We start from the raw sequence: 21061 nt of genomic DNA, 5'->3' as shown, positions 1-21061 counted from the left end.
AATGACGACAAGAGACCGGGTGAGGTGCAAACCACATTGCTCCGAGAGCAATTCCTGCATGGCCGCTCAGCGGGCGACACGCTAAAAACGTGTATCCCTTGCGAGACCCGTCATGCCCCACACATCCGCTCTGCTCGGCTTTGCGCTCGTCTGCCTCGGAATGGTGCTGACGCCGGGGCCGAACATGATGTACCTGATCTCGCGCTCGATCACGCAGGGGCCGGCGGCCGGCATCGTCTCGCTCGGCGGCGTCGCGCTCGGCTTCGTGTTCTACATGCTGTGCGCGGCATTCGGCATCACCGCGCTGCTGTTCGCTATTCCCTATGCCTATGACGCGCTGCGCTTCGCCGGCGCCGCCTATCTGCTCTGGCTGGCATGGCAGGCGCTGAAGCCGGGCGGCCGCTCGCCGTTCCAGGTCAAGGCGCTGAAGGTCGACGGCCCGCGCAAATTGTTCGCGATGGGCTTCCTGACCAATCTGCTCAACCCGAAGATCGCGATGCTCTATCTCGCGCTGCTGCCGCAGTTCATCGATCCGGCCGGTGGCAGCGTGCTGACGCAGTCGCTCGCGCTCGGCTCGATCCAGATCGTGATCAGCGTCAGCGTCAATGCGATGATCGCACTCGCCGCCGGCTCGATCGCGGTGTTCCTCGGCACCCGCCCGACCTGGCTGCTGGTGCAGCGCTGGCTGATGGGCACGGTGCTCGCCGGGCTTGCGATGAAGATGGCGCTCGAGGCGCGGCGGGCGTGATCAGTACCGTCTCCCGCAAGGGGAGCAGGGAAGTAAGCGCGTAGGGTGGTAGAGCGCCCCTCAATCCAGCTTCGCTTCCATCCCCCGCTTCGCCGCCGGGCGGGCCATCAGCGTCTCGTACCAGCGCTTGACGTTGGGGAAGTCGGCCAGATCCACCTTGTGGCGCGGATGGCGCCAGGCCCAGCCGAGAATGGCGAAATCAGCCACCGAGAGATCGCCGGCGACGAAGTCGCGGTCGGCAAGCCGGCGGTCCAGCACGCCGTACAGCCGCCGTGTCTCGGTCATGTAGCGCTTCAACCCGTAGGCGCGGTCCTGCTCGTTCTCCAGCGCGATGAAATGGTGCACCTGGCCGGGCATCGGGCCGAAGCCGCCCATCTGCCACATCAGCCATTCATAGACCGGGATCCGTTCCGCCAGCGGCTTCGGCAGGAACTTGCCGGTCTTCTCGCCGAGATAGAGCAGGATCGCGCCGGACTCGAAGATGCTGACCGGCTTGCCGCCGGGGCCGTCCGGATCGACGATCGCCGGGATCTTGTTGTTCGGACTGATCGCAAGGAAGGCGGGCGCCATCTGCTCGCCCTTGCCGATATTCACCGGGATCACCTTGTAGGGCAGCCCCATTTCCTCCAGCGCCACCGAGATCTTGCGGCCATTGGGCGTGTTCCAGGTGTGCAGCTCGATGGTCATTTCCGCTTCCCTCGCAAGTGTTTGGCCGGGTGTTTGGCGCTTGCTTTAGGGGGAAGCCGGCAGCCGCACAACCCGCGCTTTCCGCACACGGCTGCGCTGAAATGGCGGCATCCCCACTGTTGACGGCGGGATTTACCCGCTGGAATGTGCGCCGGACCGCCGATAGATTGCCGGCCGCCTCAAAGCCCCCAAAGAACCCCTATAGGGAAAAAGCCTTTGTCCAAATCAGCCTCCCGCGCCCGCCTCGCCGAGATCATCCGCAAGCGTTCGTTCGGCCGCGGCGAGATCACGTTGGCGTCGGGCCGCAAGAGCGACTTCTATTTCAACCTGAAGCCGACGATGCTCGATCCTGAAGGCGCAGCGCTGCTCGCCGAGCTCACCTATGAGGCGCTGAAGGACGACAAGCTCGATTTCGTCGGCGGGCTCGAGATGGGCGCGGTGCCGCTCGCCGGCGCCATTGCGCAGCTGTCCTGGCTGAAGGGTCATCCGATCGCGGCGTTCTTCGTGCGCAAGAAGCCGAAGGAGCACGGCGCGCGGCTCGCCGTCGAAGGGCTCGCCAAGGGCGAGACACTCGCGGGCAAGCGCATCGTGATCGTCGAGGACGTCACCACGACCGGCGGCTCGGCGCTGAAGGCCGTGGAAGCCGTGCGCGAGGCCGGCGGCGAGATCGCGCTGGTGTTCACCATGGTCGACCGCGAGGAAGGCGCGACCGAGACGTTCGCCGAAGCCGGCTTGCCGTTCCGCGCGCTGTACAAGGCCGGCGAGTTCCTGAAGGACTGAGGGCTTTTGCTCCCCCTCTCCCCGTTCTTACGGGGAGAGGGTTGGGGTGAGGGACTGCGTCCACGAATCGTGTGTGCCGTGGGACCTGTACCCCCTCACCCGGATCGCATCTCGCGATGCGATCCGACCTCTCCCCGCAAGCGGGGCGAGGTGAGGAGGAGTTCGCGCGCGTCCGCCTGCTTCTTGTGACGACGTCACGCTCGATCAATCGCTCGTTTACCATCCCGTCTTAAGGTGAATTCGCCGGGGCAGCTTGTCGCCGCGGCGTGGCGCGTCGGGTGGAGTTGGCGTTGCGTACAGAGTTGAGTGATCGGCGCGTGCGGCGCCGCGTGATGCTTGCCGCCGCTGCGTTCGCGGGTTCCGTTCTGGTCGTGCCCGCTCCTGTCTCGGCCGAAGGGCTGTTCGACTTCTTCTTCGGCGGTTCCCAGAAGCAGCAGGGCCGGCCGGCCCCGCCGCAAGCCAATTTCTTCGCCGATCCGTTCGGCCTCAACCAGCAGCCTGAACGGCAGCAGTCTGCGCCGACCTCGGCGCCGCGCGTGGCCGGGTCCGGACCGGCCTATTGCGTGCGCAGCTGCGACGGCAAGTATTTCCCGCTGACGCTGCGCGGCAACGCGACGCCGGCGCAGCTCTGCCAGGCGTTCTGCCCGGCGAGCGCGACCAAGGTCTATTACGGCAGCCATATCGACAGCTCCGCCTCGGCCACGGGCGAGCGCTACACCGACAGCGAAACCGCCTTCGCCTATCGCAAGGCGCTGCGCGCCGATTGCACCTGCAACGGTCGCGACCCGGCCGGGCTCGCGCCGGTCGACCTTGCGCTCGATGCCTCGCTGAAGGCCGGCGACGTGATCGCAACCACCGACGGCCTCGTCGCCTACACCGGCATCCGCGTCGGCAACGAGCAGTCGTTCGACTTCACGCCGGTCGCCTCCTATCCCGGACTGACCGCGGCGGTCCGCGCGCGGCTCGGCGAGATGAAGGTCGCGCCCGTCAGCGCCGAGATCGCCAGCGACGCGCCGCTGCCGGAAACCAGGAGCGATGTCGCGCCGCCGGCGCCCTCGTCGGTGGTGCCAAAGGGCCAGGCCGCAAAGCCCGCCAAGCGGGCCGAGGTGGACTGACCGGCGCAAGCCCTCAGCGCGCCACGATCACGCCGATCACATTCGGTGCGGCCATGTATTTCTCCTCGATCGCGGCCCGTGCCGCGGCGCGGTTCTCCGGAGTGAGGATGCCGCGCTTCTCGGCGAGGATCATCCAGCAATAGCCCCACCAGTCGGTCAGCATGCCTTGATCGTCGACGAGGTCGTAGCCCTGCTCGGCCGCGAAGATGCGCGCATGCGCCTCATCGAGCGTATCGAGCCAGGCATGATCCTCCAGCGAGAACAGCTCGTCGCTGAAATCATCGGTCGTGTAGCCCCAGATCGACATGCAGACCGCGTTGAACTCGCGATCGAGCTGGTCGTCGTCGATCGGCTGGCGCCGCGAGGCCTGGTGCAGCCGCGACAGCGACCGCGCGAAATCGGCAATCCGGGTCAGGGCGAATTGATCAAAGGCGATGGTGGACATGTAGTCCTCGCGGAGACTTGGAGACCATAGATATTGTATCGGCGCAGGCACCGAATCACAATGATATATCAAAGGCTTGCCAAAGTGTTCTTAATTCGTTCTGATTGGTTTATGGATCGTCGTTGTTGGTCGTCGTCCTGGCGAAGCCAGGACGACGATGTGGCGCGAGCGAGCATCATCGCCCCGCCACGCGCGTATGCCCCAGACGCAATTCGGGCCGCTGATCAGGTCAGCGGCCCGTTGAATACTGCTTCGGTATGAAATGCGTCGGAGCTGAAAAATGTGCCCGCCCCACGAGCGACAGCTGTGTTTGTAAAGAACTCGTTAAGTCCTGGAAATCCGTACCACTCCGGTGTTCCCAACGGGCGCGAAGCTGCGTTGCGCGGCTCGTTCAATTCGCGGCGGACAGCAGTCTGTCGCCGCAGGCATTCGCATAGAACTTGCCGCCGCATTGCCGCTTGATGGCGGCACAGCGCGCGGCCGGCGATGCGTTCTGCGGCATGCTGAAGCCGCAAGTCAGATCATCGGCGCTGCGGCCCGGTCTGCCCGCGGCATAGGCTGCGCTAGTCGCCGTGATGCACACCACGAGCAATGCCGCGGCCGCGATCTCGATCAGGAGTCTCGGCGCATCCACCGCTAAATCGTCGCGAAAACTCGCTCTCCACCGCCAATCGTAGCACCGATGCGGGGAGGCCCAAAAGGTTCCCGGAGCGGCCCGGTCCTTGCATAAAATCTCGGCAGCGCGGCGTACGGCCTTGTTCCGGACGGTTTCGATTGCCATGCAACGCGCGTATCATTGTGTGGAGCATGATCGGGAGGCGCGGACATCGGAGCTTCCGGGGGCCATGCTCGAACAAGGCGATGAGATCGTGATGCTCGCATCATGATCGATCTGAACGGCAGGGATTGGGCGTTTTGCACGAACAAACAAACTACCCGGCATTGAACCAGCCGATCGACGAGCTGGCGCTGGCCGAGATCAAGGGCGCGATCCTCGCCAAGCTGCGGCTTGCGATCGGCAAGGATGCCGGCATGGCGACCCGGCGTGACTGGTACAAGGCGGCGGCGCTGGCGCTGCGCGACCGCATCGTGCACCACTGGCTGACGGCCGAGAAGCAGAGCTACGACGCCGGCGCCAAGCGCGTCTATTATCTCTCGCTCGAATTCCTGATCGGCCGCCTGTTCACCGACGCGCTGAACAATATGGGATTGCTGCCGCTGTTCGAGGCGGCGCTCGGCGACCTCGGCGTCGACCTCTCCGACCTGCGCAAATGCGAGCCGGACGCCGCGCTCGGCAATGGCGGCCTCGGGCGGCTCGCGGCCTGCTTCATGGAGAGCATGGCGACGCTGGCGATCCCGGCGACCGGCTACGGCATCCGCTACGATTTCGGCCTGTTCCGCCAGATCATGAATCAAGGCTGGCAGCAGGAATATCCCGACGAATGGCTCGCCTTCGGCAACCCCTGGGAATTCCAGCGGCCGGAGGTGGTCTACAACGTCCATTTCGGCGGCACTGTCGAGCATGTCGACGAGCGCGGCCGCGACCGCGCCACCTGGCATCCGGCGGAAACCGTCGAGGCAATGGCCTACGACACGCCGATCGTCGGCTGGCGCGGCCAGCACGTCAACGCGCTTCGGCTGTGGTCGGCACATGCGCCCGACCCGCTCAAGCTCGACGTCTTCAACACCGGCGACTACGTCTCGGCGAGCGCCGAGCAGGCGCGCGCGGAAGCGATCTGCAAATTCCTCTATCCGAACGACGAGAGCGCGGCGGGCCGCGAGCTGCGGCTGCGCCAGGAATATTTCTTCGTCTCGGCCTCGTTGCAGGATCTCGTCAACCGGCATCTCGCCTCCGACGGCGGCCTGCGCAACCTCGCACAGAAGGCGGCGGTGCAGCTCAACGACACCCATCCGAGCCTTGCGGTCACCGAGCTGATGCGCATCCTGGTCGACCTGCACAATTTCCGCTGGGACGAAGCCTGGAAGATCACCGTCGCGACGCTGTCCTACACCAATCACACCCTGCTGCCGGAGGCGCTCGAGACCTGGCCGGTCGAATTGTTCGAGCGGCTCTTGCCGCGGCACCTCGAGATCATCTACCGCATCAACGTGGCGCATCTGGCGCTCGCCGAGGAGCGCTTCCCCGGCGACATCGAATACCGCGCCTCGGTGTCGCTGATCGACGAGCGCAGCGGCCGGCGGGTGCGGATGGGCCAGCTCGCCTTCGTCGGCTCGCATCGCATCAACGGCGTCTCCGCGATGCATTCCGACCTGATGAAGGAGACCGTGTTCCACGACCTGCATCATCTCTATCCCCAGCGCATCACCAACAAGACCAACGGCATCACCTTCCGCCGCTGGCTGATGCTGGCCAATCCGCGGCTGACCGCGCTGCTGCGCGAGACCTGCGGCGAGGCCGTGCTCGACGACTTCTCGCTGCTCGAGCGGCTCGAGCCCCACTCGAGCGACCTCGAATTCCAGAAGCGCTTCCGCGACGTCAAGCATCACAACAAGCTGGCGCTGGCGCGGCTGATCGGCGAGCGCAACCACATCAAGGTCGATCCGTCGGCGCTGTTCGACGTGCAGATCAAGCGCATCCACGAATACAAGCGGCAGCTGCTCAACATCCTGGAAACCATCGCGCTGTATCACGCGATGAAGGACGATCCGGGGGCGAACTGGGTGCCGCGGGTCAAGATCTTCGCGGGCAAGGCCGCGGCGAGCTACCGCTACGCCAAGCTGATCATCAAGCTGATCAACGACGTCGCCGAGATCGTCAACAACGACGCTTCGCTCGGCGGCAGGCTGAAGGTTGCCTTCCTCGCCGACTACAATGTCAGCCTCGCCGAGGTGATCATCCCCGCCGCCGATCTGTCCGAGCAGATCTCGACTGCCGGCATGGAGGCCTCGGGCACCGGCAACATGAAGCTCGCGCTGAACGGCGCGCTGACCATCGGCACGCTCGACGGCGCCAACATCGAGATCCGCGACAATGTCGGCGAAGAGAACATCGCGATCTTCGGCCTCGAGGCCGGCGACGTCATGGTCCGCCGCAAGCAGGGCCTCGATGCCAGCGACATCATCCGCAAATCGCCGCGGCTCGAGCGCGCGATCCGCGCCATCGAGAGCGGCGAATTCTCGCCGGGCGATGCCGCGCGCTTCGCCTCGATCGGGCACGCGCTGCGCTATCTCGACCACTACATGGTCTCGGCCGATTTCGATTCCTACTATGACGCACAGCGCGGCATCGACGCGCGCTGGCGGGTGCCCCCGGCCTGGACCCGCGCCTCGATCCTCAACGTCGCGCGCATGGCGTGGTTCTCCTCCGACCGCACCATCCGCGAATACGCCGAGGACATCTGGCACGTGCCGGTGCATCCGAGTGCCTCGCCGCAGCTCGGCAGCCAGCGCGAGGCGAAGGGGTAATCCCGGGACGCGGAAATCGATGACCTCGGACGTCATTGAATTCGGCATCGTTGCCGGACTATTGCATGTCGAGCGTCATTCCGAGCGTGGCGAAGCGGTCCGTCGCACCCCACATGTGGACGCATGGATTGCTTCGTCGCTCCGCTCCTCGCAATGACGAACAAATATTCAGGGTCATGCATGCTCACCAAGGCTCCGCACCTTTTCGATGAAGCGACCGCCGTGACTGCCGGCGACAGCCGCTGGCAGGGACGGACCAGCCCGGACTACTGGGCGTTCGTCGGCCCGTTCGGCGGCTGCACCGCCGCCACGATCCTGCGCGCCCTGATGCAGCACCCGCAGCGCGCCGGCGAGCCGCTGGCGCTGACGGTGAATTACTGCGCGCCGGTCGCCGAGGGCGTGTTCGATCTCGATGTCCGCCTGGTGAGAAGCAACCGCTCGAGCCAGCACTGGTCGGTCGAGATGACGCAAGGCGGCGGCGAGGTCACGACCTTGGCGACCGCGGTATTCGCCGAGCGCCGCCCGTCATGGTCGCATCAGCCTGCGGAGTTTCCCGGCGCGGTACCGTTCGAAGAGCTCCGTCCCTATCCGAAGCTCGCGATGACCTGGGCCAACCAGTATGATTTCCGTTTCGCCGAGGGCGAACCCAAGCTCAGCGGCGGCGCCGCGAAGCAGCCCTTGAGCCCCTACTCGAAGCTCTGGATCGCCGACCGCGTCCCGCGCAAGCTCGATGCGATGTCGCTGATGTCGATGTCGGACGCGTTCTTCGGCCGTGTGTTCCACGCGCGGCAGGAGCTGGTACCGTTCGGCACGGTGTCGCTGACGACCTATTTCCACGTCGATGCTGCCGACCTGGATGCGGAGGATACCACCCGCGTGCTCGCGACCGCCGATGCCAAGACCTTCCACAAGAGCTACGGCGACCAGCATGGCGAATTGTGGTCGCCGTCCGGCCGCCTGCTCGCCACCACGACGCAGATCGCTTATTTCAAAGCATAAGCACAAACCAGCTATCCACATGGCCGGACTGGACTGCCTTGCCTATTTCGAGGGTTGAGGGAACAGTGGCGCGTCGCTTCTGTTCCACGCCTTTGGGAGCCCCGCCGCATGTCCGAAGCCGACAATTCCAAACATCAGCGCATCGCCCTGCTCGGCGTTCCCATCGAGATCGGCGCGTCGCAGCCCGGCCCGCTGATGGGACCGGACGCGCTGCGCACCGCGGGCATCGCGCGCCTGCTCGAGCAGCTCGACTTCCACGTTGACGATCATGGCAACCTTGCGATCCCGGCCGTGGTCGCCGACGGCCCGGTGCCGGCAAACACCAGATTCTACGACGAGGTGAAGACCTGGACCCGCGCGCTCTCCGAGCGCGCCTACTGGCTGGCGCATTCGGGCGCGATCCCGCTCTTCATGGGCGGCGATCACTCGCTGTCGATGGGATCGATCAACGGCGTCGCGCGCTACTGGCAGGAAAAAGGCCGGCCGCTGTTTGCGCTGTGGGTCGACGCGCATGCCGACTACAACACGCCGGCCACCACCATCACCGGCAACATGCACGGCATGTCGGCGGCGTTCCTGTGCGGCGAGGCGGGCCTCGACGATTTGCTCGGCGGGCTACCGCGCGCCTCGATCCCGCCGGATCAACTCGCGCTGATCGGCACCCGCTCGGTCGACCCGCTGGAGCGCAAGCTGCTGCGGCAGCGCAACGTCTCGATCGCGGACATGCGCCAGATCGACGAGTTCGGCGTCGCCGTGCTGACCCGCCGCGTCATCGAGCGCGTCAGGGCGAAGAACGGCGTGCTGCATGTCTCGTTCGACGTCGACTTCCTCGATCCGGACATCGCGCCCGGCGTCGGCACCACGGTGCCGGGCGGCGCGACCTATCGCGAAGCGCATCTCATCATGGAGCTGCTGCACGATTCCGGATTGGTGCGCTCGCTCGATATCGTCGAGCTCAATCCGTTCCTCGACGAACGCGGCCGCACCGCGCGCGTCGCGGTCGAATTGATCGGCAGCCTGTTCGGCCTGCAGATCACCGACCGGCAGACGCCGAGCAACGCGGTGCTGCCGGAGATAGGCGAGTAGCGAGTAGCGAAGCGCAATCCCCCGCCCCCGTTATCCTGAGGTGCGAGCACTTGCGAGCCTCGAAGGATGTACGGCCCGGCTCGTGGCCGTCGACCCTTCGAGGCTCGCTCCGCTCGCACCTCTGGGTGACGGATCGAGAAGGAGCGCGCTGCGCTCACTACGCCCAAAAAGCAAAAAGGCGGCCACCAGGGCCGCCTTTTCAAATCGCGAGATCAGCGCGCGTTACTCTGCCGCGAGCTTCACTTCCGGCGCGGCGGCGCGGACCTCGGCGTCGACCTGCGCTTCGAACTTGGCGAAGTTCTTCTGGAACATGCCGACCAGCGCACGCGCGGTCTTGTCGAACTCGGCCTTGTCGGCCCAGGTCTTGATCGGATCGAGGATGTGCGGTTCGACCCCCGGCAACGAGGTCGGCACCGCGAAGCCGAAATACTTGTCGGTGCGGAAGTCGGCGTTGCGCAAGCTACCGTTCAGCGCCGCGGTGAGCAGCGCGCGGGTCACCTTGATCGGCATGCGGCGGCCGGTGCCGTATTTGCCGCCGGTCCAGCCGGTGTTGACCAGCCAGCAGTCGACATTGTGCTTGGCGATCAGCTCGCGCAGCATGTTGCCGTACACCGACGGATCGCGCGGCAGGAACGGCGAGCCGAAGCAGGTCGAGAATTCCGGCTGCGGCTCGTTGCCGAGACCACGCTCGGTGCCCGCGACCTTCGCGGTGTAACCGGACAGGAAGTGATACATCGCCTGCGCCGGCGTCAGCTTGGCGATTGGCGGCATCACGCCGAAGGCGTCGGCGGCGAGCATCACCACGTTCTTCGGATGCGGCGCGCAGCCGGTGCGCGAGGCGTTCGGGATGAAATCGAGCGGATAGGCCGACCGGGTGTTCTCGGTCTTCGAGCCGTCGTCGAAATCGGGCACGCGATCGTTGGCGCCGAGCACGACGTTTTCCAGCACCGCGCCGAAGCGCTTGCTGGCGGCATAGATCTCGGGCTCGGCTTCGCCCGACAGCTTGATGCACTTGGCGTAGCAGCCGCCTTCGAAATTGAAGACGCCGTCCTCGCTCCAGCCATGCTCGTCATCGCCGATCAGCGTGCGCTTCGGATCGGCCGAGAGCGTGGTCTTGCCGGTGCCGGACAGGCCGAAGAAGATTGCGGTGTCGCCGTCGGGGCCGACATTGGCCGAGCAGTGCATCGGCATCACGCCCTTCTCGGGCAGGTAATAGTTCAGCGTGGTGAACACGCTCTTCTTCATCTCGCCGGCATATTGCGAGCCGCCGATCAGGACGATCTTGCGGGCGAAATCGATCGCGACGACGTTCTCCGACTTGCAGCCGTGACGTTTCGGATCGGCGCGGAAGCTCGGCAGATCGATGATCGTGAGTTCGGGCACGAAGCTCGCGAGCTCCGACGTCTCTGGACGAATGAGCAGCGTGCGGATGAACAGCGAGTGCCAGGCGAGCTCGGTGAAGACGCGCGTCTTGATGCGATGCTTCGGATCGGCGCCGCCGTAGAGATCCTGCCCGAACAGAGTCATGCCTTCGGCATGCTTGAGGAAGTCGGCATGCAGCGTCGCGAACTGCTCCGAGGTGATCGACTGGTTGCCGGCCCACCACATGCTCTTGTCGGTCAGACCGTCGCGGACCGTGAACTTGTCCTTCGGGCTGCGGCCGGTGAACTCACCGGTGTCCGCGCAAAGCGCGCCATCGGCCGAGAGCACCGCTTCGCCATTGCGCAGCGCGTGCTCATAAAGCTGCGGCGCACCGTAGTTCCAATGCACGCCCTTGAGATTTTTTAAGCCGAATTTGTCGGCACCGAAGGCACCGTTATGCACGCCCGTCTCTTGCACGAAGAACCTCCTCGAACCCGCGTATCCTTGTTCGCGCGAATGTCGCTAGTCGCGCCCCGTCGCGGTGATGACCGTCATCAGAATATAGCCTCTCGGCCCCGGTCCGGCGACCTAATAGTGGGGATCGCCGGGCTTGCCAAGCCAGTCGAATGGCTTTTGGTTTATTCCAAGGCAGGTACAGCATCGGGCACAATTACCGCAGCGCGAAACAGTTTCGCTTTGCTTTCGCTTTCGCGTTGTTTTCGCGGCGATCGGGCGACGTTTCGTCGCCTTTCCCGCTGCGAGCAGGGGGAATTGCGATGCACAAAGAGTGCCAGCGATCCGCGTGCGCCTCGCGTCGTGCGAACGAAAGCACCGGGGAATGCCGGGTATGCATTTCGCGCTGAGAATGTGTTGCTGAACCAGACTGCCACAAGTTGACGCTGCGCCGCACCGACGAGCACGTCGTCCACGATCGTGTTGCACATGGCATGCACCATTGATCGGCTGTGAGCACAAGCTCGATCGAGCTCAACACGCCAGCGGAACAGCTTGACTGCGTCAATGCTTGGCATCGGCGAATGTTCCGCAACGCCCTGCGTGCAGCGTCGGTGAGACCACTGACCGCAAAGATCTCAGGTAACGCAATCAGCGCGTCACGCACGTGCGTGAGGCCATCGGCGATGGTGAGATATGCCCGCACGAAATGATTGCGCTGTCACGCCCGGCAAGCGCGCGTGCCGCCGCGGCCGTGCGACACCATGCCTCGCCGCGCGGAGCACCGCCGTTCGGATCGGCTGGTGGCCTCCTCTACTTCTTGGCGCGCGCCTCGCCGGCGAGCCGCACCAGCATCTTGCGCAGCTCGGTGCCGTTGGTGACGCGCTCGGGGAAATCGAGCCGCAGCGTGTTACGGCCGGCCTGCATGTCCATGCCGTCGGGGTCGCAGCCGGTGCACAGCCAGTCGGCACTTTCCGCAGCCAGCAGCCGCGTGGCGTAGAGGTTCATGGCCTCGCGGTGGTCCTCGTTCATATGCGCCACCGCGCCCGGCTCGGCCTCCAGCAGCGCGTCGGCACCGCCGAGATCGGTCAGAAACTGCGCAGGCTTCAGGTCGACGATCCGCCCGAACCCGGCGACCAGATGGGCGCCGCGCGGCCGGATCACAAAAAACGAGAAATCCTTAAATTCTACAAAGGCTTCCGCCGACGGATGAGCGCCAAGGTAGCGCCGTTGGACGAGCTCTCGCCCGGCGTCGGCGACCTCCTCCGCTCGGCCGGCCAGCATGATCCGGGCGCCCTCCAGCGGATCGCCCTCGGCGCGCTCGTCCAGCATCAGCGACACCCTGTCGTCGGCCAGAATGTTCTTCGTATGCAGCGCCAGCCGGGAGATCAGCAGGATCGGCGAGCCGTCGGGGTGGCTCGCCAGATTGACCAGCGAGCAATAGGGATCGCCGGAGCCGGCCGTCAGCGTAGCGAGCGCGCCCTGACGGCTGCGGCGGAGCAGCGAGCGGGCGAGGTGGGCAGGATCGAAGTCGGCGGTCGGTTGCATGGGCCTATCGGGTCGTTTTGAGGGCGAATCGGGCGGTTCCCTTTGAAGAAAGGGCCTTTTCTCACGGTCTCAGGGTGCTATATGGGGGTCCAACGCGTGGGTCGCAGAGCGTTTTTTGCGGAACTCGGTCACACTTCAGCCCAGCTTGCATTGCTCGTTGACCGCGTTCGAAGCCCATATTCTACGGCGAGTCGCCAGAGTGCCCGCCGTCTAAGCCACTCTCATTGTGAAAGCAGCTCATGCCCACAATCGCCTTGGTCGACGACGACCGCAACATTCTTACGTCGGTCTCGATCGCGCTCGAAGCCGAAGGCTATCGCATCATGACCTACACGGACGGTGCGTCGGCGCTGGATGGATTTCGCACGTCGCCGCCCGATCTTGCGATCCTCGATATCAAGATGCCGCGCATGGACGGCATGGAAACGCTGCGCCGGCTGCGCCAGAAGTCCGACCTGCCGGTGATCTTCCTCACCTCGAAGGATGAAGAGATCGACGAATTGTTCGGCCTGAAGATGGGCGCCGACGACTTCATCCGGAAGCCGTTCTCCCAGCGCCTCCTGGTCGAACGCGTCAAGGCCGTGCTCCGCCGCGGCCAGCCGAAGGATCCGACCGCCGCGCCGAAGGAGCCGGACGCCCGCGCGCTCGACCGCGGCCTGCTGCGGATGGATCCGGAGCGCCACACCTGCACCTGGAAGAACGAGCCGGTGACGCTCACCGTGACCGAATTCCTGATCCTGCAGGCGCTCGCCACCCGCCCCGGCGTGGTGAAGAGCCGCAACGCGCTGATGGACGCGGCCTATGACGACCAGGTCTATGTCGACGACCGCACCATCGACAGCCACATCAAGCGGCTGCGCAAGAAGTTCAAGGTGGTCGACGACGACTTCGAGATGATCGAGACGCTGTACGGCGTCGGCTATCGCTTCAAGGAAGCCTGATCTGCGCTTCCCGGGCGGCTTGTTGACTGACAGGCTCCGCACGGCTGGGGTAAGCTCGGGCGACTACTGTCTGCTTCGCGGGACGACATCCATACCAACCGGCAGCTTTGCGAAGTGCTTGATCGAACGCAGCTCGAGCAGGGACTGAACACCGAGGACGCGTCGCAGCTCCTCGATCAAGAAGCCGTGGCCGACGATCTGGTCCAGGACAAGGGCTGGCGCCGTCCGCTCGGCTGGCTGCGCCGTGCCGGTCAGTTCTTCTTCGCGCTGTCGTTCTCGAGCCTGACGCGCCGCATCGTCTCGCTCAACCTCGCCGGCCTCGTCGCGCTGGTCGCCAGCATCCTCTATCTCTCGCAATTCCGCGCCGGCCTGATCGAGGCGCGCACGCAGAGCCTTCTGGTCTACGCCGAGATCATCTCGGAGGCGATCGCGGCGTCCGCGACGGTCGAAGGCAATACGGTCACCATCGATCCCGATCGGCTGCTCGACCTCAAGCCCGGCGAGAGTTACGGCCAGCCGGACGAATCGGCGGATTTCCCGATCAATCCCGAGCGGGTCGCGCCGGTCCTGCGCCGCCTGATCGCGCCGACCAAGACGCGGGCCCGCATCTTCGACCGCGACGGCGGGCTGATCCTCGACAGCCGTAATCTGTTCGCGCGCGGCGACGTGCTGCGCATGGAGCTGCCGCCGCCGTCGGAGAAGCCGTCGCTATATGAGAAGACCAAGGCCACGATCAAGACCTGGCTCAACCGCGGCGATCTGCCGATCTATCGCGAGCTCGGCCCCGAAGGCGGCAAGGGCTATTCCGAAGTCGCGCAATCGCTGGAGGGCATGAAAGGCAGCGCGGTGCGCGTCACCGATCGCGGCGCAATCATCGTCTCGGTTGCGGTTCCGGTGCAGCATTTCCGCGCGGTGCGCGGCGCGTTGATGCTGACGACGCAAGGCGACGACATCGACCAGTTGGTGATGTCCGAGCGCCTCGCCATCCTCAAGATCGGCGGGGTCGCATCCGCCGTCATGATCATGCTGTCGCTGCTGCTGGCGAGCACGATCGCAGGCCCGGTGCGGCGGCTCGCCGAAAGCGCAGAGCGCGTCCGCCACCGTATCCAGACCCGCGTGGAGATTCCCGACTTCACCGGACGCCGCGACGAGATCGGGCATCTCTCGGGCGCGCTGCGCGACATGACCAGCGCGCTCTACAGCCGCATCGAGGCGATCGAGATGTTCGCCGCCGACGTCGCCCATGAGCTGAAGAACCCGCTGACCTCGCTGCGCTCGGCAGTCGAGACGCTGCCTTTGGCGCGCAACGAGAACAGCCGCGCGCGGCTGCTCGCCGTGATCGAGCATGACGTCAAGCGGCTCGACCGCCTGATCTCCGACATCTCCGACGCGAGCCGGCTCGACGCCGAATTGCAGCGCCAGGACATGGCGCCGGTCGATCTGCGGCGGCTGCTGACCACGTTGACGAGCGTCGCCAACGAGACCCGGCTCGGCCACGACGTGGTCGTCGAAGCCCGCTTCGAGGGCCGCGGACCGACCGACACGCTCGCTGTCCCCGGCCATGATTCCCGGCTCGGCCAGGTGATCTCGAACCTGCTGTCGAACGCACAATCATTCTCCAAGCCGGGCGACAAGGTGCGTATCGTCTGCCGCCGCACCCGCGGCGAGGTCGAGATCTTGGTCGACGACGATGGGCCCGGCATCGGCGAGGACGCGCTGGAGCGGATCTTCGAGCGCTTCTACACCGATCGGCCGCACCAGGGCTTCGGCCAGAACTCCGGCCTTGGGCTCTCGATCTCCAAGCAGATCATCGAAGCGCATGGCGGGCGCATCTGGGCCGAGAACCGCGTGGGCCCTGCGGACGAAGACGGCAAGCCCACCGTCGCCGGCGCTCGTTTCGTGGTCAGGCTGCCGGCACTATGAGCGACAATTCAAGCGTGCACGCATCCGCCGTTCTGATCGGCGAGCGTGCGGTGCTGATCCGCGGCCCGTCGGGCGCCGGCAAGTCGCGCCTCGCCTTCGATCTGATTCTCGCCGGACGCGCCGGAGCGCTTCCGCCGGCCATTTTGGTGGGGGATGACCGTGTCCATCTCGACACAGCCGGCGAACAATTGTGGGTTCGTCCGGCACCGCAATTGGCCGGTCTGATCGAGATCCGAGGTCTCGGAATCCGCCATTGCCCGTTTGCAGGTGAGGCCGTCGTCGGCTTGATCGTCGATCTTGCCGCCGATGACGCCGAGCGGCTGCCGCCGCCGGAGGCGCTCGAGACTCGCATAAATGGTGTTTTAGTACCGCGAATTCCCGTGCCGGCCGGCTTCCAACCCCTGCCGCTGGTTGTCGCTGCGCTGACGACAACCTGAAAGTTCATGTCCCCGTAATCTTGCGGCCAATTGTGGGAAGGGAATTGGTAACCATATCACATCCACTATCGCGTCGGATTTTGCCGGCGCAGCCTCCCCTCTCTACCGCCAGGAACCGGGAGACTAGCCAAGATGCCCTCTTGCGCAGGGCCTCTGGATGGTCAAAGTGGCGCGTTCGTGCGGTGCACCAAAGGGCGCCCGCGAGGAGTTTCCGATGATTGGTCTAGTGCTGGTGACCCATGGGCGCCTTGCCGACGAGTTCAGAGCGGCGCTCGAACACGTCATGGGTCCGCAGAAACAAATTGAAGCGATTACGATCGGGGCCGAGGACGATTCCGATCTCTGTCGAAGCGACATCATCGAGGCGGTGAACCGCGTCGATAGCGGCGACGGCGTTGCGATCCTCACCGACATGTTCGGCGGCACGCCGTCGAACCTTGCGATCTCCTGCATGAGCCGCCCGAAGGTGGAAGTGCTCGCGGGCATCAATCTTCCCATGCTGGTCAAGCTTGCCAAGGTTCGCGAGGAGCGTTCGCTGCCGGATGCCATCGCGATGGCGCAGGAAGCCGGCCGCAAATACGTCACCATCGCCAGCCGCGTTCTCGCAGGCAAATGAGCGACGAGGCCCCGGGCGGAAACCATGTCGGCCCGGGCGTGCCAGCGGGCGCCGTCTCGCGCGAACTCCTGATCGTCAACAAGCGCGGCCTGCATGCGCGGGCGTCGGCGAAGTTCGTCCAGCTGGTCGAGCGCTTCAACGCCGAGGTCTGGGTGACGCGCGGCGGCGAAACCGTCGGCGGCACCTCGATCATGGGCTTGATGATGCTGGCCGCGGGGCCCGGCACCACCGTCGTGGTCTCCGCGAAGGGCGACGAAGCGCAGCAGGCGCTCGACGCCATCGCCGAACTCGTCGCCAGCAAGTTCAACGAGGAAGGCACGTAACCGCCGCCTCGCGCGGTACGACAAGCGAAAGCCTCTCCCCGTCATTGCGAGCGAAGCGAAGCAATCCATCGCGCCACAAGTGGAAAAATGGATTGCTTCGTCGCTGTCGCTCCTCGCAATGACGGCGGTGAAAGCTTCACAGGAAGACGGAAGCCGCACCGATGCCCCGAACGACTACTTCGCCGGCGGCACCAGATAGACCTTCCACATCGTCGACGGGCCGGGATGGCCGTTGAAGAAGCGCATGGTGTTCATCACCATCGGCTCGGCATCCTTGGCATGCTCCGCCATCCACGCTTCGCATGGCTGCAGGAACACCGGATCGGTGGTGTCGCAGACGCCGATGAAGCCGAGGCGCCTGGCTTCGTCGAGCGACGTCAGCCCCGACGACCACGCTTCGCCCGGCACCAGCGAGGCCGGATGATCCGGGCTGTAGAACGTCATCGGCTCGCCGATGTCGGAGCGTGCGACCACCACCGCCCAGCGCGAATGGAATCTGTTCTGCCAGGTCTCGGTGAGCTCGCGCGCCAATTCGGAGCGCGCGGCGTAGGTCGAGCCGCCGACACGGTTGGACGCGATCTCCTGCGTCGCGATGCTGGGCGCGGCGATCAGCGTGGCGATGGTGGCCACGAACCACACCGCCGTGATCGAGAACAGCGCCATGCGCGGGAAACGCAGCGAGGGGATCGCAACCAGCGCAAGCGGCACCAGGAAGAACAGCGGGATGCCCCAATCGGTCTTGATGTAGACGGTGAAGGCCAGCGCGCCGAGCGGCGGCCCGATCGCGACGATCGACTGGATGATCCAGATATTGAGCGCCTGCGGAAGGTTGACGGCCGGATTGGGTCCGCGCGACCAGATCCGCGCCAGCACGTCCGACGGCCGCCATGGCACCGAGCCCAGCAATAGCGCCACCAAGCCCAGCACGGTCGGAATCGCGAGGAGGCCAAGATTGTGCACGATGTAGCCGATCACGAGCTGGATGTTGAGCTCGCGGCTCGACAGCGCGTAGACGTCGCCGGCATAGGTGAACGGCACGAAGTTCACCTCTTCCAGCCAGACCAGATGCGGGATCATCGTCACGACCATCGTGCCGATCGCAACCCACGGCGCCGGCGAGCGCAGGAATTGCATCCGCTGCGGATGGATCAGCGCGGCAAGCCCGATGGCGCCGATCATCGTCACCACCCAGTACTTGGTCATCAGCGCCAGCATGCCGGCAAAGCCGAGCAAGAGCCCCGATTTGAAGCTGCGCTTCTCGAACGCGTTCAGATAGGCCAGCACCAGCAGCGGCAACGGCACCAGCTGCGCAAGGTCGGCGTTGTATTTGAACCCCTTGAAATTGAAGATCGGGTAGAGCGCGAGCATCACCACCATGAAGAACGCGCGGCGGCGATCGACGACGCGCAGTGCGATCAGCCAGCACACCACCAGCGCGAAGCTGACGGTTGCCATCGCAAGCGCGTAGGTCGACCAGTTGGTGACCGGGAAGATCCTGAACCAGATCCCGGCGATCCAGCCCGACAGCGGCGGATGCTTGCCATAGCCGAGCAGGAAGCGCTGGCCCCAGGCATAGGCCTCCGCGACATCCATATGGACGTCCTGCGCAGCCTTGAGCTTGACCAGGATCAGCGTCCACAGCACCGCGTGGACCAATGCGAAGCCGATCACGAACCACAGGCTGGTCCTGGGATCGACGGCGCGCGAGGCTATCCAGGCGGCGATCCGCCGGATCGTCAGTCTGCGGGTGGTGCGCCTTGCGGCAGGAAGAGCGGTGGCGGTCGACATGGCCTGTGCCTGAGGCATGACCCGGAAACGTGGAAAGCGGTTTCCCGGAAGGATCATACCGAATGGAAGCGGAAGGAACGATGAGTGATTGCTCACCGGCGTTTCGCCGCGCTTTAGCGCGTTTTTGTGGCCAGTGTAATCAGCTTGGCGTGAGAACGCCTCCAACCGACCGATTCACTTCTCGAGGAGCTCCGGGCGGTACTCGAAATGCATGGTATCGTAGTGATACCACTTGCCGCCCCAGATGAAGCCGTGGCGCTCGAAAATGTCGACGATCTCGCGCGGCATCCGGTTTTTGTAGGGGATGGTCCCACTGCCCTTGCCCGCCCACAGCCAGTAATCGGAGACCTTCAGGTTGAGGTCGATCGCGGCCGCATAGCCGTGCATGCTCATCCGCCCGGTATCGGCGACGGCGCGACAAGACAGCACACCCGCGATCGGAAAGGCCGCGGCGCGCAGCGCCGGATCGAGCGCGTCGATCTCGACGGAGACCTGCTTGAGGCGGTCGGCGACACCGTTGACCCGGGTGACCTGGACCGGCTTGCCCCAGGATCGCGGCAGCCAGGTGATCGTCACCAGGTTCCGCCTGACCTCGGCCGTGTTGCAATCGCCATACATCTTCTTGAAGAAGGCCTCGTTGCGGAAACGACCGGGATCGACATTCGGGGCCGGTGGCGCCGCCGGCCCGGACGGATAAGGCTGCCGCATCTGGTCGAGGATCGAGGCATTGCGCAGCAACTGGTCGAGCGGCTTGCCGGAGACGCCATCGTCGGCCGGCATCACCGTGCCGTCGCGCCAGGTGATCGTGGTGTCGTCATGGCCCGACAGCGCATCGGGATAGGCGCGCACCAGGCGGTCGAGCAATTCGCTGTTGCTCTGCGCGTGTGCGAACGGCGGCAGCAGCGCCAGCAGAGCAACGATGCAGGCGGGCCAGCGCGCGGCCATTTCAGCGCTTTCCGGCCTGGTCGATCAGCGTGACATTGGCCTCCTCGATCGCGTTCAGCTTCGGATTCCAGCTGTTCGGCGCATACCAGGGGAAGCGGGCGAAATACGCCTTGAGATCGGCGGAATCGAAATAGCGTCCCCTGCGAGCGAAGATCTCGTTGCGTGCGATCCGCAACTCGTCGCGCGACAGCCGGCGCAGATCGGCCGGCGTCAAGAGACGCCGATCGGAATCCGGGAAGATGAAACCGCTCGGCGCAGCACCGCCACCGGATTCGAAGCGATCGATCAGCGCGACATTCGCGCTCTCGATCGCATTGAGCGGCGGATCCCATGAGCGGGGCACGTACCATGCGAACCTGCTGAACCGCGCGGTCAGGTCGGGCGCGTTGAAGTAGCGCCCGCGCCGCGCGAAGATTTCGTTCCGCGCGATCCGCAGATCGTCCCTGCTCAGCGCCCTGAGATCGCTCTCCGACAACAGGCGGCTGTCGGAGTCCGGAATGATGAAATCCGATTGCGTGCGCACCGCCGGCGGCACGCTTTGCAAAGGCGGGCTTGGCGACGGTAGCGTCTGCTGCGGCGGGATCATCGTCGCCGGCGGATCGGCGGTCGCGACCTGATTTGTCGAGACCTGCGCCGGCGCGTTGCCGGCGAAATAGAACGAGCCGTCGATCGGCGAGGTCGAGACCCAGGGCTGCTGGGCGTTGCCGGTCGCGCGTTTGACGACGAGGCCGACCTGATTGAAGGCCTGCAATACGTCGAGCCCGGGCTTCTGCATGGTGTCGACCAGCGCGCGCGTGTAGGGGCTGTGACCGTCATCGCCGTCGAGCGCGACGTTGCCCGGCTGGGTCGCATAGGACAACAACGTCCCCTCCGGCGCGCGGATCTGGGCGAGGCCACCATCGGCGGCACGCAAGCCGCGGCCGCCGAACGGATTGTTCCGGCAGGCGTCCAGGATGACGATATTGAGCCGCGTGCCCGCGCCTTCCATCTGCCGCAGCACCAGGCCGACATCGACCATCTGGAAATCGACATCGGCCTCACGCGTGGGGTTCGCCGAGACCGGCACCAGATAATTCGTGCCGCGCACCTGGATGCCATGGCCGGCGTAATAGAACAGCGCCACATCGGCGCCCATCAGCTGGCTGCCGAAGCGCTGGATCGCGGCATCGAAACCGGCCTTGTCGAGGTCGACCTGGGCCTGCCCGCCGACCAGCGCAAAGCCGAGCCGCTGCAGCGTGCCGGCCACGAGCTCTGCATCGTCCTTCGGGTTCTGCAACCGCGACACGTTCTGATAGGTCGAATTGCCGACCACCAGCGCAACGCGCTTGTCGGCGGCCGCAGGCTGCACGAACGACATTGCGAGCAATCCGGCGGCGAGAAGGGTCCAGCGCATCGTCAAATCCACGATTTCGGGGCGCCAGAGCTAGCAGAAACGTGCC

General features: G+C 65.2%; 20 protein-coding genes. 11 read left to right on the top strand and 9 right to left on the bottom strand.

Features of this window, described 5'->3' with window-relative positions; all coding sequences use genetic code 11:
• Positions 1 to 112: 112 nt before the first annotated feature.
• Positions 113 to 748 carry a LysE family translocator gene (locus AKN83_RS24240; RefSeq protein WP_050406001.1) on the top strand — a complete coding sequence of 212 codons (636 nt, stop codon included), beginning with the start codon at positions 113 to 115 and terminating at the stop codon, positions 746 to 748.
• A gap of 60 nt (positions 749 to 808) precedes the next feature.
• Here the strand turns inward: AKN83_RS24240 and AKN83_RS24235 are convergent, their stop codons facing one another.
• Entirely contained in the window at positions 809 to 1435 is a 627-nt protein-coding gene (locus AKN83_RS24235; RefSeq protein ID WP_050406000.1) for a glutathione S-transferase family protein, read from the bottom strand.
• 216 nt (positions 1436 to 1651) lie between these two features.
• Between AKN83_RS24235 and pyrE the strand changes: the two genes are divergently transcribed.
• On the top strand, positions 1652 to 2215 hold the full coding sequence (pyrE, locus tag AKN83_RS24230; protein ID WP_050405999.1) for an orotate phosphoribosyltransferase: 564 nt from the start codon (positions 1652 to 1654) through the stop codon (positions 2213 to 2215).
• Positions 2216 to 2547: 332 nt separating this feature from the next.
• The gene (locus tag AKN83_RS24225; protein ID WP_172803609.1) at positions 2548 to 3330 is read left to right on the top strand and encodes a DUF2865 domain-containing protein; all 783 of its coding nucleotides are present in this window, start codon (positions 2548 to 2550) and stop codon (positions 3328 to 3330) included.
• Between the two features lie 13 nt (positions 3331 to 3343).
• Here AKN83_RS24225 and AKN83_RS24220 read toward each other — a convergent pair whose 3' ends face one another.
• Positions 3344 to 3775: a hypothetical protein gene (locus tag AKN83_RS24220; RefSeq protein ID WP_050405996.1), complete on the bottom strand. Its 432-nt coding sequence runs from the start codon at positions 3773 to 3775 to the stop codon at positions 3344 to 3346.
• A 391-nt stretch (positions 3776 to 4166) separates the two neighbouring features.
• Entirely contained in the window at positions 4167 to 4391 is a 225-nt protein-coding gene (locus AKN83_RS41885) for a hypothetical protein (RefSeq protein WP_172803608.1), read from the bottom strand.
• 299 nt (positions 4392 to 4690) lie between these two features.
• On the opposite strand from AKN83_RS41885, the gene AKN83_RS24210 reads away from it, so the two are divergent.
• The 3 genes from AKN83_RS24210 (at position 4691) to rocF (ending at position 9286) form a co-directional block, all read left to right on the top strand.
• Entirely contained in the window at positions 4691 to 7201 is a 2511-nt protein-coding gene (locus tag AKN83_RS24210) for a glycogen/starch/alpha-glucan phosphorylase (protein WP_050405994.1), read from the top strand.
• Positions 7202 to 7381: 180 nt separating this feature from the next.
• Positions 7382 to 8200: an acyl-CoA thioesterase gene (locus AKN83_RS24205; RefSeq protein ID WP_050405993.1), complete on the top strand. Its 819-nt coding sequence runs from the start codon at positions 7382 to 7384 to the stop codon at positions 8198 to 8200.
• 108 nt (positions 8201 to 8308) lie between these two features.
• On the top strand, positions 8309 to 9286 hold the full coding sequence (gene rocF, locus AKN83_RS24200; RefSeq protein ID WP_050405992.1) for an arginase: 978 nt from the start codon (positions 8309 to 8311) through the stop codon (positions 9284 to 9286).
• 222 nt (positions 9287 to 9508) lie between these two features.
• On the opposite strand, the gene AKN83_RS24195 is transcribed toward rocF, so the two are convergent.
• From AKN83_RS24195 to AKN83_RS24190, 3 genes are all read right to left on the bottom strand, one after another.
• A complete protein-coding gene (locus AKN83_RS24195) occupies positions 9509 to 11125 on the bottom strand; it encodes a phosphoenolpyruvate carboxykinase (RefSeq protein WP_050405991.1) in 1617 nt (538 codons plus the stop codon).
• 161 nt (positions 11126 to 11286) lie between these two features.
• Positions 11287 to 11679 (bottom strand): hypothetical protein, encoded by a 393-nt coding sequence (locus AKN83_RS39860; RefSeq protein WP_157113533.1) that lies wholly within the window; start codon positions 11677 to 11679, stop codon positions 11287 to 11289.
• A gap of 235 nt (positions 11680 to 11914) precedes the next feature.
• Positions 11915 to 12649, bottom strand: coding sequence for a HugZ family pyridoxamine 5'-phosphate oxidase (locus AKN83_RS24190; protein ID WP_050405990.1), 735 nt, complete (start codon positions 12647 to 12649; stop codon positions 11915 to 11917).
• Positions 12650 to 12888: 239 nt separating this feature from the next.
• Here AKN83_RS24190 and AKN83_RS24185 point away from each other — a divergent pair, with 239 nt between their 5' ends.
• The 5 genes from AKN83_RS24185 (at position 12889) to AKN83_RS24165 (ending at position 16889) form a co-directional block, all read left to right on the top strand.
• A complete protein-coding gene (locus tag AKN83_RS24185) occupies positions 12889 to 13590 on the top strand; it encodes a response regulator transcription factor (protein WP_016843287.1) in 702 nt (233 codons plus the stop codon).
• Positions 13591 to 13704: 114 nt separating this feature from the next.
• Positions 13705 to 15513 (top strand): sensor histidine kinase, encoded by a 1809-nt coding sequence (locus AKN83_RS24180; protein ID WP_050405989.1) that lies wholly within the window; start codon positions 13705 to 13707, stop codon positions 15511 to 15513.
• Complete coding sequence (locus AKN83_RS24175) at positions 15510 to 15950, top strand: HPr kinase/phosphorylase (RefSeq protein WP_050405988.1); 441 nt, start codon at positions 15510 to 15512, stop codon at positions 15948 to 15950. Before AKN83_RS24180 ends, AKN83_RS24175 begins: the two co-directional genes overlap by 4 nt.
• A gap of 214 nt (positions 15951 to 16164) precedes the next feature.
• Positions 16165 to 16566: a PTS sugar transporter subunit IIA gene (locus tag AKN83_RS24170; RefSeq protein WP_021076632.1), complete on the top strand. Its 402-nt coding sequence runs from the start codon at positions 16165 to 16167 to the stop codon at positions 16564 to 16566.
• Positions 16563 to 16889 (top strand): HPr family phosphocarrier protein, encoded by a 327-nt coding sequence (locus AKN83_RS24165; protein ID WP_050405987.1) that lies wholly within the window; start codon positions 16563 to 16565, stop codon positions 16887 to 16889. The genes AKN83_RS24170 and AKN83_RS24165 overlap by 4 nt, the downstream gene beginning before the upstream one ends.
• 174 nt (positions 16890 to 17063) lie before the next feature.
• On the opposite strand, the gene AKN83_RS24160 is transcribed toward AKN83_RS24165, so the two are convergent.
• The 3 genes from AKN83_RS24160 to AKN83_RS24150 all read right to left on the bottom strand — a co-directional run bounded on the left by AKN83_RS24160 (position 17064) and on the right by AKN83_RS24150 (position 21015).
• Positions 17064 to 18677, bottom strand: a complete 1614-nt coding sequence (locus tag AKN83_RS24160; RefSeq protein ID WP_050406023.1) for a glycosyltransferase family 39 protein — start codon at positions 18675 to 18677, stop codon at positions 17064 to 17066.
• Between the two features lie 174 nt (positions 18678 to 18851).
• Entirely contained in the window at positions 18852 to 19622 is a 771-nt protein-coding gene (locus AKN83_RS24155) for a M15 family metallopeptidase (protein ID WP_050405986.1), read from the bottom strand.
• 1 nt (position 19623) lies between these two features.
• The gene (locus AKN83_RS24150) at positions 19624 to 21015 is read right to left on the bottom strand and encodes a YARHG domain-containing protein (protein ID WP_050405985.1); all 1392 of its coding nucleotides are present in this window, start codon (positions 21013 to 21015) and stop codon (positions 19624 to 19626) included.
• Positions 21016 to 21061 lie beyond the last annotated feature (46 nt).

It is taken from the genome of Bradyrhizobium embrapense (genome assembly GCF_001189235.2).
GTDB classification, from domain to species: Bacteria; Pseudomonadota; Alphaproteobacteria; order Rhizobiales; family Xanthobacteraceae; genus Bradyrhizobium; species Bradyrhizobium embrapense.
Note: the sequence above shows the minus strand (reverse complement) of the source record. Positions and strands in the feature narration are given on the sequence as shown.

Coding starts and splice junctions, on each gene's coding strand:
- AKN83_RS24235 (WP_050406000.1), bottom strand. CDS start 1,435: ATGACCATCGAGCTGCACACCTGGAACACGCCCAATGGCCGCAAGATC.
- AKN83_RS24160 (WP_050406023.1), bottom strand. CDS start 18,677: ATGTCGACCGCCACCGCTCTTCCTGCCGCAAGGCGCACCACCCGCAGA.
- AKN83_RS24175 (WP_050405988.1), top strand. CDS start 15,510: ATGAGCGACAATTCAAGCGTGCACGCATCCGCCGTTCTGATCGGCGAG.
- AKN83_RS39860 (WP_157113533.1), bottom strand. CDS start 11,679: ATGCCAAGCATTGACGCAGTCAAGCTGTTCCGCTGGCGTGTTGAGCTC.
- AKN83_RS24185 (WP_016843287.1), top strand. CDS start 12,889: ATGCCCACAATCGCCTTGGTCGACGACGACCGCAACATTCTTACGTCG.
- AKN83_RS24220 (WP_050405996.1), bottom strand. CDS start 3,775: ATGTCCACCATCGCCTTTGATCAATTCGCCCTGACCCGGATTGCCGAT.
- AKN83_RS24150 (WP_050405985.1), bottom strand. CDS start 21,015: ATGCGCTGGACCCTTCTCGCCGCCGGATTGCTCGCAATGTCGTTCGTG.
- AKN83_RS24190 (WP_050405990.1), bottom strand. CDS start 12,649: ATGCAACCGACCGCCGACTTCGATCCTGCCCACCTCGCCCGCTCGCTG.
- AKN83_RS24205 (WP_050405993.1), top strand. CDS start 7,382: ATGCTCACCAAGGCTCCGCACCTTTTCGATGAAGCGACCGCCGTGACT.
- rocF (WP_050405992.1), top strand. CDS start 8,309: ATGTCCGAAGCCGACAATTCCAAACATCAGCGCATCGCCCTGCTCGGC.
- AKN83_RS24155 (WP_050405986.1), bottom strand. CDS start 19,622: ATGGCCGCGCGCTGGCCCGCCTGCATCGTTGCTCTGCTGGCGCTGCTG.
- AKN83_RS24165 (WP_050405987.1), top strand. CDS start 16,563: ATGAGCGACGAGGCCCCGGGCGGAAACCATGTCGGCCCGGGCGTGCCA.
- AKN83_RS24225 (WP_172803609.1), top strand. CDS start 2,548: ATGCTTGCCGCCGCTGCGTTCGCGGGTTCCGTTCTGGTCGTGCCCGCT.
- AKN83_RS24240 (WP_050406001.1), top strand. CDS start 113: ATGCCCCACACATCCGCTCTGCTCGGCTTTGCGCTCGTCTGCCTCGGA.
- AKN83_RS24170 (WP_021076632.1), top strand. CDS start 16,165: ATGATTGGTCTAGTGCTGGTGACCCATGGGCGCCTTGCCGACGAGTTC.